General features: G+C 66.5%; 10 protein-coding genes. 2 read left to right on the top strand and 8 right to left on the bottom strand.

What is annotated here, in order from left to right; genetic code table 11:
- Window positions 1-76: 76 nt before the first annotated feature.
- From BSF38_RS01355 to BSF38_RS01340, 4 genes are all read right to left on the bottom strand, one after another.
- Complete coding sequence (locus tag BSF38_RS01355; protein ID WP_076343115.1) at window positions 77-1,204, bottom strand: DUF1559 domain-containing protein; 1,128 nt, start codon at window positions 1,202-1,204, stop codon at window positions 77-79.
- 152 nt (window positions 1,205-1,356) lie between these two features.
- Window positions 1,357-1,596: a hypothetical protein gene (locus BSF38_RS01350; RefSeq protein WP_145951922.1), complete on the bottom strand. Its 240-nt coding sequence runs from the start codon at window positions 1,594-1,596 to the stop codon at window positions 1,357-1,359.
- Between the two features lie 605 nt (window positions 1,597-2,201).
- Window positions 2,202-3,656, bottom strand: coding sequence for a DUF1501 domain-containing protein (locus BSF38_RS01345; RefSeq protein ID WP_076350518.1), 1,455 nt, complete (start codon window positions 3,654-3,656; stop codon window positions 2,202-2,204).
- Between the two features lie 8 nt (window positions 3,657-3,664).
- On the bottom strand, window positions 3,665-6,784 hold the full coding sequence (locus BSF38_RS01340) for a PSD1 and planctomycete cytochrome C domain-containing protein (protein ID WP_076343113.1): 3,120 nt from the start codon (window positions 6,782-6,784) through the stop codon (window positions 3,665-3,667).
- Between the two features lie 1,148 nt (window positions 6,785-7,932).
- Here BSF38_RS01340 and BSF38_RS01335 point away from each other — a divergent pair.
- Window positions 7,933-9,081 carry an IS110 family RNA-guided transposase gene (locus tag BSF38_RS01335; protein WP_076343043.1) on the top strand — a complete coding sequence of 383 codons (1,149 nt, stop codon included), beginning with the start codon at window positions 7,933-7,935 and terminating at the stop codon, window positions 9,079-9,081.
- Between the two features lie 49 nt (window positions 9,082-9,130).
- Here the strand turns inward: BSF38_RS01335 and BSF38_RS01330 are convergent, their stop codons facing one another.
- The 3 genes from BSF38_RS01330 to BSF38_RS01320 form a co-directional block, all read right to left on the bottom strand.
- Window positions 9,131-10,306 carry an acyltransferase family protein gene (locus BSF38_RS01330; protein ID WP_083712608.1) on the bottom strand — a complete coding sequence of 392 codons (1,176 nt, stop codon included), beginning with the start codon at window positions 10,304-10,306 and terminating at the stop codon, window positions 9,131-9,133.
- Window positions 10,307-10,377: 71 nt separating this feature from the next.
- Complete coding sequence (locus tag BSF38_RS01325; RefSeq protein ID WP_076343112.1) at window positions 10,378-11,274, bottom strand: ThuA domain-containing protein; 897 nt, start codon at window positions 11,272-11,274, stop codon at window positions 10,378-10,380.
- A gap of 132 nt (window positions 11,275-11,406) precedes the next feature.
- Window positions 11,407-11,970, bottom strand: a complete 564-nt coding sequence (locus BSF38_RS01320; protein ID WP_076343111.1) for a hypothetical protein — start codon at window positions 11,968-11,970, stop codon at window positions 11,407-11,409.
- A 153-nt stretch (window positions 11,971-12,123) separates the two neighbouring features.
- Here BSF38_RS01320 and BSF38_RS01315 point away from each other — a divergent pair, with 153 nt between their 5' ends.
- Entirely contained in the window at window positions 12,124-12,411 is a 288-nt protein-coding gene (locus BSF38_RS01315; RefSeq protein ID WP_076343110.1) for a polyhydroxyalkanoic acid system family protein, read from the top strand.
- Window positions 12,412-12,658: 247 nt separating this feature from the next.
- Here the strand turns inward: BSF38_RS01315 and BSF38_RS01310 are convergent, their stop codons facing one another.
- Window positions 12,659-14,764: a LamG domain-containing protein gene (locus BSF38_RS01310; RefSeq protein WP_076343109.1), complete on the bottom strand. Its 2,106-nt coding sequence runs from the start codon at window positions 14,762-14,764 to the stop codon at window positions 12,659-12,661.
- Between the last annotated feature and the right edge of the window lie 16 nt (window positions 14,765-14,780).

Here is a 14,780-nt window from a genome sequence, read left to right as displayed (position 1 = left end):
ACGGCCGGCGTTGAGCTTGAGATCGTGATCCGATCCACCCAAGGAGAGGAGATGGGTCGGATCGACTCGGCGTCGATCAATAGGCGTCGGAGCTGATAACCTCGCCGGAGGCCTTGGTGCCCAGGGCCCACCACATGTTCATCGCGATCGACCCCTTGATGAAGCGGGTGCTGCCGTCGCCGAACAGGACGTTGGCGCCGCCGGAGTGGTTGCTGCTGGCGTTCGTGAGGTTCGAGTGGTCGGCGGAGGCGACGGGGCACGACTCGCAGCCGAACCGACACTGGCCGAATTTGTACTGGGTCGAGCTCGGCGGCACGATGGTGCTGAACATCGTAAAGGCGTCAGCGCCCCAGGCCCACTCCTGGCCTTTGTTGGTGGCGAGGCCGGCACCGGCCGTCGCGGTCAGGAAGGCCTGCGAGCAGGTCTGAAGGATCGAGGAGATGAGCGGTCCGGGAGGAGCCTGACCCATCGCGATGGTGGAATACGGATCTTGATACTGCGGCAGGGTCGGGCCGGTGATGGAGATTCCGCCCACATTCACTCCCGAGACGTAAGGCCCGCCGATGCTGGTGCCGGAGCCGACGATGCCTTCCGCGAAGGCGATCGTGTTCGATGAGCCGTCGGTGATGTTGTTGATGCCGTAGGCGGTGCCGTAGCCGAACAGCCCGGTCGTGACCTGACCTCCGCCGCAATTCGGCGGACTGCCACCGCTGACGCCGGAGTCGGCGGTGATCGTCGTCCCGCGGCTGCCGTAGTAGCTGTTGTAGTTGCTCTGGCCCGCGTTGCCGTCGGACGGGCAAAGGAACGAGGCGATCTTCGTGTTGCGGACCGTCGCATTGACCGCGGAGCTGTACGGGTCGGTGGCGGGGTCGAGCATGAAGTTCGCCGCGTTGTAGATCGGCGTCTGCTCCATGTAGGCCAGGAGCATCGCCTGGGCGCTCCAGCCGGCCCATGCGACGCAGCCGTTGTTCACGGTGTTGAACGACGCAGCGGCCCCCGGCGGGAACGTGTTGTTGGCCGAGTGGTAGTTGTGCAGACCCAGACCGATCTGCTTCAGGTTGTTGATGCACTGGGCGCGCCGGGCCGCCTCGCGGGCCGATTGGACGGCGGGCAGCAAGAGCGCGATCAAGACGGCGATGATCGCAATGACGACGAGCAACTCGATCAGGGTGAACCCCCGATCGATCCTAGGGGCGATTCGCATGTTGACGTCCTTGGCTAATGAATGACGGATCAATCGTTCGGTCGGCGAGACGGAAGCGGCGCGGCGTGAGCGACGCGCTCAAGACATCACATCAAGGAGCGGGCGGGGAGACTTGGATTTCCAGCCGCCGCCGTGAGGCCGCGGCCCGACCGTCACCTCGTCGGAACGGTGTATCCCGATCCGCGACGCGCCTTGCCCGCGGCCCCCTTCTTCGAATTTGCATGCTGCTGCGCCATAAAATCCATGGATTCCTTCATGGATTCGCGGGAGTTCTGGCGGGCGACCGGAACCTCGCCCGACTCGCTCGAACCGCAACCGGACAGCAGCATTCCACAGAGGATCGGCAGGCCGACGAGGCCCACGACGGAAAGAAGCCTTCGTGATTTGCGCATGACGGAGCTACGCCTTTCATCTCGAATGGAAGAGGCTCCTCCAGCGAGGGGATCAAGCGAGACGATGGAAGCGTCGTCGAGCCTCGCCTCGCTTCATCGACGAACCAGAGAGCGCACACGAACTGGCACGCCTCCTTGGCGGAGCCGTGGGCTCAGTCGCTTCCGCAGCACGACCTCACTGAAAGGATGAACGAAAACGGCTCCGCCGATTCCAATGGCACGAACACGGGAATCGGCGAGGAGCCGCGACCAAATCGCCTGTCGGCAGGCATGTCCTAATTCCTTAGTAGGATTCTAGGACGCATTCGCTCCGCTGGCAAGTGCTAGACGAAAGCGTCTTTAGAAATCTCCACCTATGGATGCCTGAATCCGACATGCCTGAATATCTATACGTCAAACACCTGCGCGTTCGACGACGAACGCCACGCACAATCCTATGCGGACATCCAGATACTACGACATTTTCATCCGCTTGACGATGTTCGGACGGACCGCCGCGCCCGGCGGCGACGGTTTTCGTGCTGTTTGTTGCATCAACCATCGTCTTCGCGCATTGCGTCCGCATTCGGCGCGATACGACCGATTTTGCTCTCGACGGATCGGAATCAAGCGAGCAGCTTCGAGACCACTTCGCCGTAGACGTCGGTCAGGCGGAACTGGCGGCCCTGGGACTTGAAGGTGAGCCGGGTGTGGTCCTGCCCCAGCAGGTGGAGGATCGTGGCCTGAAGGTCGTGGATGTGGACCGGGTCTTCGACGACGTGGAAGCCGAGGTCGTCGGTCTTGCCCAGGGTCAGGCCCGACTTGACGCCGCCGCCGGCCAGCCACATGGTGAACGCCTGGGGGTGATGGTCGCGGCCCATGCTGCGGCCGAGCGCGGCGTTCGATTCGACCATCGGCGTGCGGCCGAACTCGCCCCCCCAGACCACCAGCGTGTCTTCGAGCAGACCGCGCTGCTTGAGGTCCATGACGAGCGCCGCGCTGGCCTGGTCGGTCACTCCGCACTGCCCCTTGAGGCCGGCGGCGACGTCGGAGTGGTGGTCCCAGCCTTCGTGGTAGAGGTTCACGAACCGCACCCCGCGCTCGACCAGCCGGCGCGCCAGCAGGCAGTTGGCGGCGAACGAGGGGGCGCCGGGCGTGACGCCGTACATCGCCAGGGTCGCCGGCGATTCGCCGCTCAGGTCCATCAGCTCGGGCGCGCTCGACTGCATCTTGAACGCCATCTCGTACGAGGCGATCCGGGTGGCGATCTCGGGGTCGCCGGCGACCCCGAAGCGCTCGCGGTTGAGGTCGCCGATCAGGTCGAGCGATGCGCGTTCGAGCCGGCGGTCGACGCCGGAGGGGCTGGCGGCGTTGAGGATCGCGTCCCCCTTCGAGCGGAACGGCACGCCCTGATAGGCCGTGGGCAGGAACCCGCTCGACCAGAGGGCCGCGCCGCCGCTGAGTCCGCTGCCCGACGACATCACGACGAAGCCGGGCAGGTCGGTCGATTCGCTCCCCAGCCCGTAGACGACCCACGCGCCGAGGCTCGGCCGGCCGGGGAACGGCGAGCCGGTGTTGAGGAAGATCTGGGCCGGGGCGTGGTTGAACTGGTCGGTATGCATCGATTTAACGATGGCGATATCGTCGGCCGCCTTCGCCAGATGCGGCAGCATCGACGAGAGCTCCGCCCCCGACTGACCATGTCGGCCGAACTTGTAGCGGGCCGACATCAGGCTGGCGTCGGGCCGGATGAACGCATACCGCTGATCCTTGACCACCTCGGCGGGGATCGGCTTCCCGTCGTGCTTGGCCAGCACGGGCTTGTCGTCGAACAGGTCGAGCTGGCTGGGCGCTCCGGCCATGAACAGGAAGATCACCCGCTTGGCCTTGGGCGCATAGTGCGGCGGCTTGGGCGTGAGCGGATTGATCGGCCCGGCGGCCGCGACGTCGGCCGCGCTCGCCCGAGTTCGCCCCTGCGCATCGACGAGCAGCGACGCCAGCGCGATCTTGCCGAGCCCGACGCCGCAATCGCGGAAGAAGTACCGGCGCGTCCGCGCGAGGTTCCAGTCGTGGAGATTCATGACGGGCGTCACTCCTTGGTCACGGTTTCGTCGAGGTTCAGGAGCACGCGGGCGACGGTGGTCCAGGCGGCCAATTCGTTGAGGTCGGCGCCGTCGACGTCGGCCTTCGCCGCGCCGGCGATCTTCGAGGCGTCGAGTTCGCCGCCGCGGAGGCGGGCGAGCTGGTCGCCGTAAAAGGCCGTGATCCGCGAAAGCTCCTCGGGACGCGGCGCGCGGCCCATGCAGAGACGGAACGCGAGCACAATGCGCGCCTCGGCGGTCGGCGCGGGCGCCTCGCGGACGATTCGGCGGGCGAGCGCCTGCGCGGCCTCGACGAACACGGCGTCGTTGAGCATGGTGAGCGCCTGGAGCGGCGTGTTCGACCGCTCGCGGCGGACGCACGTCGTATCCGACGTCGGCGCGTCCATCGTGATGAACGAGGCGTACGGCGAGGTCCGCTTCAAGAACGTGTACAAGCCTCGGCGGTAGCGGTCGCGGCCCACGCTCGTCGGCCAGGCTTCTTGACCGTAAGCGAGCGCGGTCACGCCGTCGGGCTGCGGCGGATGGACGCTCGGGCCCCCCATCATCGGCGCGAGCAGGCCGCTGGCCGCCAGCGCGACGTCGCGAATCGTCTCGGCCCCGACCCGGAACCGCGGCCCCCGCGCCAGGAGCGCGTTGATCGGGTCGCGGGCGATCTGATCGGCCGACGCGTTCGACCGCTGGCGATACGTCGCGCTCGTCACGATCGCCCGGTGCATCGCCTTGAGGCTCCACCCCTGGCGCGGCAGCTCGGTCGCCAGCCAGTCGAGCAATTCGGGATGCGTCGGCCTCGCTCCTTGCACCCCGAAATCTTCGGGCGTGGAGACCAGGCCGCGACCGAAATACGTCTGCCAGAGCTGGTTCGCGACCACCCGGCCGACCAGCGGATTGCGGTGGTCGACCAGCCATCGAGCCAGCGTCAGGCGGTTGAGCGGCGCTCCCTGGGGAAGCGGATGGAGGACGGCGGGCACCCCAGGCCCCACCTCGTCGCCCAACTTCATGAACTCGCCGCGCTTGTGGATGTTCGTCGTCCGCGCGTTCTCGGCCCGGCGCTCCTGCATCACCATCGTCGTCGCCATATGCGGCGCCGACTGCCGCAGCTTGGCGATCGGCTCGCGCGCCTTGGCCAGCTCGGGGGCGACCGCCAGGTAGTGCTTCGTCAACAGCCGTCGCTGGTCGTCGGTCCGCTTCGCCGGGTCGACCAGCAGCACGTCCTCGACGTCGGCGGGGACGCCCGAGGCGATCACCGGGCGGGCGTCGGTCGTCACGGACAGCCGGAACCGGCCGATCGTCGTCTGGTGGATGAACTCCTGGTTCATCGTGATTTTCAGCGTCGTCGGACGGCCGGCGACGACGTCGGGACTGCGCTCGAACTCGAAGACGGCCGCGTGCGGCTTGCCGATCTGACCGTTGACGCCCCAGCCGGTGTCGGTCACGCCGTCGATGGCCAGCGCCGCCGATCGGCTCGACGCGGCGTAGTCCTCCGTGGCCCTGGAGATCTTCAACGGCGCCGCCTTGCCGTCGGCCCCGACGACGGCGGCCTGGAACTCGGTGAGCAGGAAGTCGCCGACCAGAAACAGCGGCGCCCGACCGGGGCCGCCGTCGGGGAGGCTGGGGTCGGGCAGGACTTCGAGCCGAACCGCCGAGACCCCGGCCTGGTCGGTCTGGACCTCGACTTCGTAGACGTCGTTGTTCGGCTTGTCGCCGCTGGCCAGCACCGAGCCGTCGGGCTGGACGGTCAGCGTGGCGTGCTTGCGCGAGACCAGCTTGGTCGGCTTGAGGATCGTCCAATGCGCCGGGTGGAGGGTCTTTTCCCAGGCGGCGCGCTTCGCGCTCAGGCTCTCGGGGCCTTCGGCCGGGTACTGGGTTTCGAGCTTTGCTTCGAGACGCTGGGCCTCGGCCTCGATCTCGGCCCGGCGCGCGGCGATGGCCGGATTGGGCACCTCGATCTCGGGCTCGTCGGCGTTGTTGAGGAACGCGAACAGGCTGTAATACTCGCGATGGGTGATCGGGTCGTACTTGTGGGTGTGGCACTGGGCGCAGCCGACGGTGAGGCCGAGCCAGACGGCGCCGGTGGTCGCGACGCGGTCGACGGTGGCGGCGAACCGAAACTCCTCGACGTCGATACCCCCTTCCTCATTGATCATCGTGTTGCGATGAAAGCCGGTGGCGGTGAGCTGGTCGGCGGAGGGGTTCGGCAACAGGTCGCCGGCGATCTGCTCGATGGTGAACTGGTCGAACGGCATGTCGCGGTTGATCGCCCGGACGACCCAATCGCGGTAGGGCCAGATCGACCGCTCGCGGTCCTTCTCGTAACCGTTGGTGTCGGCGTATCGGGCGCGGTCGAGCCAGTGTCGGCCCCAGGCTTCGCCGTGCTGGGGAGACGCCAGGAGTCGGTCGACGAGTTGCTCATAGGCGTCGGGCCGGGGGTCGGCGACGAAGGCGTCGATCTCGGCGGGCGAGGGGGGCAGGCCGATCAGGTCGAGGCTGAGGCGGCGGATCAGGGTAGGGCGGTCGGCTTCTGGCGACGGTTCGAGCCCCTCCTTCTCAAGCCGGGCCAGGATGAATCGGTCGATCGGGTTGCGCGGCCAGTCGGCCCGCTTCACGGCCGGCGGCTCGGTGCGCTTCGGCGGTTGGAACGACCAGTGGTCGGACTTGATCGAGGCCGACTTCGCCGGATCGGTCCCGTCGGTCGACCACTTCGCCCCCTGGTCGATCCAGGCTCGGAGCAGGCCGACCTCGGCCGCGGTGAGCGGGTCGCCCTCGCCCTCGGGGGGCATCGGGTAGTCGGGGTCGGTCCGGGCGACGGAGTGGATCAGCCGGCTCTCGGCGCTCTTGCCCACCACGACGATCGGCCCCTCGTCGCCGCCGGCCATCAGCCGTTCCTGGACATGAAGCGCCAGCCCCCCCTTGTGCTTCTTCTCGCCGTGGCACGGATAACAGCTCCGCGACAGGATCGGCGCCACGTCGCGCGCGTAGTCGACCACCTTCGACGCCGCCGGCGGCAGCTTCGGAGTCGGTGGATCGGCCGCTTGCGCCGCAACGACGCCGGGCGCGGCGATGAGGGCGAGAGTCAACGGAAGAACGGCGGGGAGGGATCGCAGTTTCATTGGGCAGGCCTCGTTTTCAACAATTATCGCACCTTTCCCCGTTCTTGGCGACACCAGCTTTGGATCGAGAGAATCCACCGCGATCCCACACACACCGTCGAAACGGATGATTCCCAAACACGATCGGTTGTAAATTCTACGTAGGGGCAACGCGACTTGTAGCGAGTGAATTCCCCGCTGGCCGACCGGAAATGCACTCGCTGGCGCTTCGAGCTGCCATGAAAATAGCCTTGAGGCGAACCGGTGCATGCCCGATTACAAGCCCGGAGCGCCAGCGAGTGCATGGATTCAAACGTCCGACCGGAAATGCACTCGCTGGCGCTTCGAGCTTGTAATCGGACCCGGCCGACCGCGATCCCCCATTTTCATGAGGCTGGGTGTCCCGAAGGCGTCATCGCGGTTTGTATTCCGCTCCCCGATCATCCCCCAGTCGGTCCCACGAACGATTCTCAGATCAAACCCAATCGGCCGGGCACCCCAGCCAGGCTTAAAAACGCGCAAACGAAGCCAATCTGGCAGGGTGGGCACTGCCCACCGATCGAACCGCCGCGATGTTTCGATCGCCTCCCACCGTGAGGACGGAGAAGCCGAACCGAAGAAGACGCGCGAACGAACCCAACTCCATGACTAAACACAAGCCATTGCACTTGAAGGCATTACGAAACTCACCAGCCGCTTCGACGGGCGCAAACGAACCCAATCGCCCGACGCGTCGGCTCGATCAGCCAGCCGGAACGGCGAGCCGAAGGAGGTCCGGCGTCTGGTCTTTGGAGGGCCGAAAGAACCGCTTATTTTGGGCAAACGAAGCCAATTGGGGTTGGCCCCGGATCGTCGGGGAGAGTCGTCGATCGCCTGCGTTTCGGCGCGAAGGAACGGTCATGAGCCTTTGGCTCAACCCGTCCCATGAAAATGGGGTCGGGTTGGGTTATGCTGCGGATGTCCGGCCCTGGGCGAGAGGCCGTCATTGGCTTTGGTGTCGCGAACCCGCGAAGGAACTTGGTCCCGGCCTCGGCTCGACTTCATGTCGAACCCCGTCCTGTCGCCCCCCGGAAGCGGGGGAGCACGTAGAAGAAACTGCTTTACGCCCCGAGGTCGTCCCACCGGCTCGGACTGCTTCGTTTCCGACCACTCGAGTTGGAGGGGACGTCATGGACATCGTTCACGATCGCTGCGCCGGGCTCGACGTCCACAAGAAGACCGTCGTCGCCTGCGTCCGCCACATCAACCCCGACGGCTCGGTCGCCTCGGTGGTCCACACCTTCGGCACGATGACCGCGGACTTGCTGGCCCTGGCCGACTGGCTCGACGCCCACGGCGTCCGCGAGGTCGCCATGGAGAGCACGGGCGTCTACTGGAAGCCGATCTTCCACATCCTGGAAGGGCGATTCGACGTGATGCTGGTCAACGCCGGGCGGCTCAAGCAGGTCCCCGGCCGCAAGACCGACGTCAAGGACGCCGAGTGGATCGCCCAGTTGCTCCAGCACGGCCTGCTGTCGCCCAGCTTCATCCCCAAGCCGGAGATCCGCGAGCTTCGCGACCTGACCCGGCAGCGCACCGAGTTGGTCCGCGACCGCGCCGCGGTGGCCAATCGCCTCCAGAAGACGCTGGAGGACGCCAACGTCAAGCTGGGGTCGGTGGCCAGCGACGTCCTGGGGGCCTCGGGGCGCGCCATGATCCGGGCGATCATCGACGGCCAGGACGACCCGGAGAAGCTGGCCGATCTGGCCAAGCAGCGGCTCCGGGGCAAGATCCCCGAGCTGAGGCGGGCGCTGTTGGGCCGGGTCACCGACCACCACCGCTTCGTGCTCCGGCTGCTGACGGATCAGATCGACGCGTTGGAACGCCTGATCGAGCGGCTGGACGAGCGGATCGACGAGGCCATGAGGCCGTTCGACGAGGCGGCGGGCCGGCTCCAGGGGATCCCCGGAGTGGGGGATCGGGCGGCGGAGGTGATCGTGGGGGAGATCGGGCCGGACGTGGAGTCGTTCCCGACCGCGGGCCACCTCTGCTCCTGGGCGGGGCTGTGCCCGGGCAACGACCAAAGCGCCGGCAAACGCCGCAGCGGCAAGACGACCAAGGGGAGTCCGTGGCTGCGTTCGCTCCTGGTGCAGTCGGCGTGGTCGGCCAGCCACGCCAAGAACACCGCCTTCAGCATCTGCTACCGTCGATGGGTCCCACGACTCGGGAAAAAGAAGGCTCTGATCGCCGTGGCGCACAAGATCCTGGTGGTGATCTGGCACCTGCTCAAGAACGGGGCCGACTACCGCGAACGCCAACTACCAGCCCCTGCAGCCTGACACATGGCCCGGAAGATTTTCAGAAGAAGCCAATTTCGAGGCCACGCGATCAGACCCGCAGGAAGGTCTTGGTGCGGTACAGGTGATAGAGGAACAGCCATTTCGCGGCCAGCACGCCGGCGGCCATGAGCGCGGGGCGGGCGAGGTCGCTGCAATATCGGGTGTGGGCGAAACCGTTTAGGAAGAACTGCGCGATCTCGCGGAACGGGACGATGTTCTGCGCGACGTAGATCGTGATGGCGTTCATCCCGATCACCACGAAGAAGAACGACCAGGCGCGGAGCTTCCAGACGTCGATGATCGTGTAGAAGAGGCCCAGCAACATCAGGCTGAAGCCGCCGGCCACGAGGACGAAGCTGCTGGTCCAGAGGATCTTGATGATCGGGAAGTCGCGCCCCCAGAGGTAACCGAGAGCCACGCTGACGGCCCCCGAGGCGATCAGGCCGGCGGCCTTGGCGCCGGGGCGCCGGGCGGTCATGAGCCACTGGCCGGCGAGGACTCCCAGCAGCGCGGTGGCCACGGCGGGGATGGTCGAGAGCAGACCTTCGTTGTCGCCGAAGCCGTAGTAGCTCTTGAAGATCTTGCCGGGCAGGAAATGACGATCGAGGTAGCCGGAGAGGTTGGTCTCGATGCTGAAATCGCCCGCCTTGTGCGACTCGGGAGCCGGTACGAACGTCAGAATCGCCCAGTATCCGACGAGGATTCCCGCGACGATCAGCGCCTGGGTTCGGGTCTTCGTGAACAGGTAGATGACCGCCGCGATCCCGTAACACACCGCGATCCGCTGCAAGACGCCGGCCACGCGGAGGTTGGCGAAATCGAGCTTGAGGAGCCCGCCATTGATCAGCCCCAGCAAGAACAGCAGAACCACCCGCCGCGCCGTCCGCTGAAGCGCCTGCGATCGGGGGTGTTCGCCGGTCTGGTACTTGGTGAGCGAGAACGGGATGACGACCCCGACCAGGAACAGGAAGAGGGGGAAGATCAGGTCGTAGAACCGGAAGCCCTGCCACTCGACATGCTCGAACTGCTCGCCGAACATCGCCGCCCCGGGCGTCCCCCACCATTTGCAGAGGGAACGCACGAGGGCGTCGCCGCCGATGATCCAGAACATGTCGAAGCCGCGCAGGGCGTCAATGGAGAGCAACCGCTCGGGCTTCGGGGCGACCTTGACGACGGGCGCGGCGTCGTCGAGCGGCATCGGCTGTTCGCTGTCGGGGCTGGCCATGGGGGCTCTCCGTCAGTATTCGCGAGGCGAGAGACGTCCTTCCCTGGAGAGCGGGAGGCTTTGTGACGAGGTTACTTGCCGGCCTTGGGGAAGTCGTCGGGGATGGGGATCGTCACGTCGCCGGTGGCGGCCCATTCGGTCCCTCGGAGCAGCACCGTGCGAAAGCCGGGGCACCGGATGGCCTGGTCGTCGTCGTTCATGACGTGGCCCATCACCGTGGTGAAGACCCGCCCCTTGCCGTAGGGGATCACCCAGATCATCGGCTCATTGGTCTCGGTCCCCTTGTGTTCCTTGTCGGAATAAGCGGTGGCGAGGATCTCCATGTGCTCGGCCGGCCCGCGCTGGCCGTGGTAAAGCTCGTCCTTGGCGTGGAGCCACTCGGCGGGCATCCCCTTGGTGATCGGGTGGTCGGGCTTGCGAACCTTGATCGTGAAGGGATGCGTGGGGCCGTGGCCCGAGCCCGGGCCCTCGCCCTTGGGCGTGCGGACGACCTGGCCCGCGTCGTCGACCGTGACCCGGTCGCCGAACTTGGGGTCGCGCCAGCCGAGGCCGATCATCTTGTTGTACTCCGGCCAGTCGGAGAACGCGTTGTTCGCCGCGTGGATGATCGCCAGCCCGCCGCCGCCGGCGACGTACTCCTCAAGCGCCTTCTGAACCTCTTTGGGCCAGGCTTCGCCATTGTAGTTGCTAACGACGACGTCGTACTTGCTGAAGTCGGGGCGGAACGAATCCCAGGCTTCCTTGGGCGACTTGGCCGGGGGAGCGGTCGCCACCGTCACGTCGAACCGGCCCGAACGCTCCAGGTCGGCCTTCATCGGCGGCGTCATGTTCTTCCAGGTGTGGTTGTTCTGCCCGTCGATGATGAGAACGCGAACCTTCTCGGCCGCGCTCGCCGACGTCGAGACGCCGAACGCCAGCCCGATGGCGAAGATCCCCGTCAGCACCCGGAAGCCAATCCCTCGAACCATGGTCGTCGTCCCCCAGTCAGCGTGTCTTCCATCTCGTGGCCGGCTCCTAGGATACAGCGACCGTCGCCGAGTTCAACAACCCGCCGAGAGAAGCGACGGCCGCGTCCGGGGACGAGGCGGGGGACGGAACGGTCATTTCGCGGCCCGGCTCAACTGGAAGACGGTGGTCCCGGCGTCCTTGCCGTTGAATTTCGAGTCCCAGTTGCAGACGACGCGGCCGTCCTTCTCGAAGACCATCGTCATGCCGCTGATATACATATCCTTGGCGGGGTCCAGGTTCGAGCCGCCGTCGAAGACGAAGACCAGCTTGTCGAGCGTGGAATGGTCGCGGTCGAGCTTGAACCGGGGTTGGTTCTGCGCCGCGCAGTAGTGGGTCATTCGAAGGTCGTCGCGGTCGAGATGGTAGACCGAGACCATCTCGTGCCCGGTGTCGGGGAAATCGGTCTCGACCAGGGCGGAACCGGCGCCGGTCAGCTTGTAGATCACCTTGCTGTCGCTTTTATGCGTCTCGTCCTGGTGCTTCATCTCCGACTTGTTGTTCCAGTCGCCCTTGAGCGTCTTGAGCTTCGCGAACGCCTCCCGGGCCGCGACCGGCGATCCGCCGCCCCCCTTGTCGTCCGCCGAGACCGGCCCGACGACGGTGAAAGCCAGACTTGCGACAAGCACCAGCGCGTTGAAATAGAAGATCCGTAGCATGACAATCCTCCTCAATTTGTAAGTAAGGACCACGGGAACACGGCCGCCTGACGCCTCTTCATCCGTTGCTCCGCTACGATCGACGGTGCAACTTACATCGACAGTGTACGCCTGTCAATTTAACCTTCCGTCAACCTTTCGAGGATTTTCGCCATGGCCCAGGTGAACATGTCGTTCGAGCACGGCCAGCCTCCCGAGGTGGCGCGGGAGAACTTCGTGAAGGGGATCGAGAAGGCCCACGCCGAGCACGGGCGCTGGATTCATAAGGTGTCGTGGTCGGACGACCGGACGTCGGCGGTGCTCACGGGACCGTCGTACGAGGTGACGATGAGTCTGGACGACACGCACGTCCACGCGCGGGGTCGCGTGCCGCTGGCGTTCAAGCTGTTCGAGCGGCCGGTGCGGCGGTACATCGAACAGTCGCTGGAAAAGGAGACGTGAATCGAGATCGTTCGATATGAGCCATGTCGGTTTTCTTTTGAGTTGCACACGAGCCGAGGTCGAATTCCCTTCTCTCCTTGTGAGGGGAGAAGGTGCCGCGCAGCGGCGGATGAGGGGTCTACGATCGCCTTGGCCTTCGCAAATCCCCCTCATCCGGCCGTTCCGGCCACCTTCTCCCCCAGGGGGGAGAAGGCATGTTCGCGACAGCCTGTTTTGATCCATTCCCGCCGTCCGTGGGGGATCTGCGTCAGTCACCGGTCGGGTCGGTCGCGGCCTTGTGGTGCTCGGCGACTTCGGTAGGGGTCAGTGCCCGGGCGTAGATCGCGACCTCGTCGAGCTTGCCTTCGAGGCGGTCGCCGAGGGTGAACGTCGAGCCGAGGCCCGACGCGTCGGCGTCGGTCTCGCCCTGGATCTCAGGCTTCCCGTCGAGGTAGACGACGACGCCACGGCCCTGGCGGACAAGGGCGACGTGATGCCAGGCCTTGGGGGCGATCTCGGTCTTGCCGACGAGCGCGGATTCGGACTTGCCGGAGCCGTGGGTGAAGGCGAGCCGGCCGGCCAGGGTCAGGCCGAGGGCGTCGCCGGGGGTCTTGTCGCGGCTCCGCTCCAGCAGGACGGCGTCCTTCGCCACTCCGTTCCAGAACCAGAAGTCGACGGCGTAGACCTCGGCCGAGACGTCGAGCTTGCCGGCGATCGTGCCGCCCGCCAGGTGGTTGGATCGGTTGGTTCGGGGACCGACGCGGAAGCCCGGCAGCTCGGGGCCTGGCAGATAGAGCGCGACGCCCGGCGTCCTCTGGGCCGGATGCTCGTGGCCGGTCGCGTCGTGGGCGACGGCCCCGTCCATCTCGTCGAGCCGCCAGAAGGCCGAGGGACGCGAGGCGAGGACGATCTGGGCGTACCGCGAGGCGATCGGGACGTCGTGGCGCCGCGGCTGGCCGGCGACCTGTTCCAGCAGCCCAAGCACGGCGTCGACGATCTTCGGTTCGGCCTGCACTTCGAGCCCGGCGGTGCGCGCGGGCCAGGTGGTGTAGCCGCCGAGCGCGTGCTGCTCGGGGGGCGGGATGTAGCCCTCGGAGCCGTTGGCCAGCTCGATGTTCATCGTCGTGGCGAGCGGGCTGCGGGCCTTGATCTTCAGGCCGGTGAGTCCGTAGACCTCGTCGGGGATCGCCGCCACGCCGAGGCCGCCGATGCGGATCGCCTGGAGCTTGAGCGTCCGCTCGGGCTCATCGTGCAGATAGATCGCCTCCTTGGCGTAGACCTCGGGAATGCTCTTCGCGACGCGGTCGCCCATCTTGTCGACGACCGCGCGGGCCCACTTCAGCCGCTCGGCGTCGGGCGTCCGCCGGCGCAGGGTCAGCGTGGTCTGGGCCATGGCGACGGGCGGATGGTCGTCGAACGTCTTGATCGACTGGTAGGCCCGAAACGCGGTGTCGGCGACCTGGTCGGCGAAGGCGTCGATGCCGGGATTGCTGCTGGGTTTGCCGTAGTCCATCCACTGCTGGTCGCCGCTGGTCCCTTGCGACATGATGGCGACGAACGAGTCGTCTTTAGCCTCTGCGCCGAGCTTGCGGGCGAGCGCCTTGGCGAACCGGCCGTAGTAGTCGGCCGAGACCGGCTCCGAGCCGAAGTAGTGCATCGAGTAGTTGGCCAGGACCGCGATCGGCCGGCCCGAGGTCGACTGGATCGCCAGCAGCGTGAGCCCCGGATCGACCGCGCCCGACGGGCCGACGACGTCGGGGTTGATGTGGCCCGGGTGCATGTTGGCCCGGACGTTGCGAACGCCGAACGGGTCTTCGATCATCCGATCGGACCGTCGAATCCAGCGCCGACAGTGGGTATGGGCCTCGTCGTCGATCGCGGCCCAGCCGACCTTCGCCGGCGCGAGGGCGGCGGCGGCCCGCTCGATCCCCTCGGCGATCTTCGCGGGCAAAAACGCCGCATAGGCCGGATCGACGGGCGTCCCCAGCGCGCCCATCACCGAGGGCGCGGTGTGCGTGTGGGTGGCGGCGATCAGCATCCGGTCGACGGCGATGCCGGTCTTCTGGTGCGTGAGCGCCTTGGCCTGGTCGATCAGCTCGCGGGGCATCATGCAACTGTCGACGATCGCGATCGCCAGCCGGGCCTTGCCGTCGTCGATGACCAGACAGCGGGCGAAGACCGGGTCGCGGACCTTGTCGGCCTTGGCCTGGAGGAAGCCGCCGTTGACGATCACGGGGAAGGTCTGGGGCGAGACGTCGATCGCGAACGCGCCGGCCTTCAACGTCCCGCCGTCGTCGGCCTTGGCGTTGATCGGATGCGCGGCGATCACAAGCGAGAGAACAAACAGGCACCTGAAGCGGACCGTCATGGTCATGGCGAAGTCACCCGCG

The sequence above is a fragment of the Paludisphaera borealis genome (assembly GCF_001956985.1).
Classification (GTDB): Bacteria; Planctomycetota; Planctomycetia; order Isosphaerales; family Isosphaeraceae; genus Paludisphaera; species Paludisphaera borealis.
The sequence above is the reverse complement of the archived record's forward strand: the minus strand, read 5'-3'. Positions and strand labels throughout refer to the sequence as shown.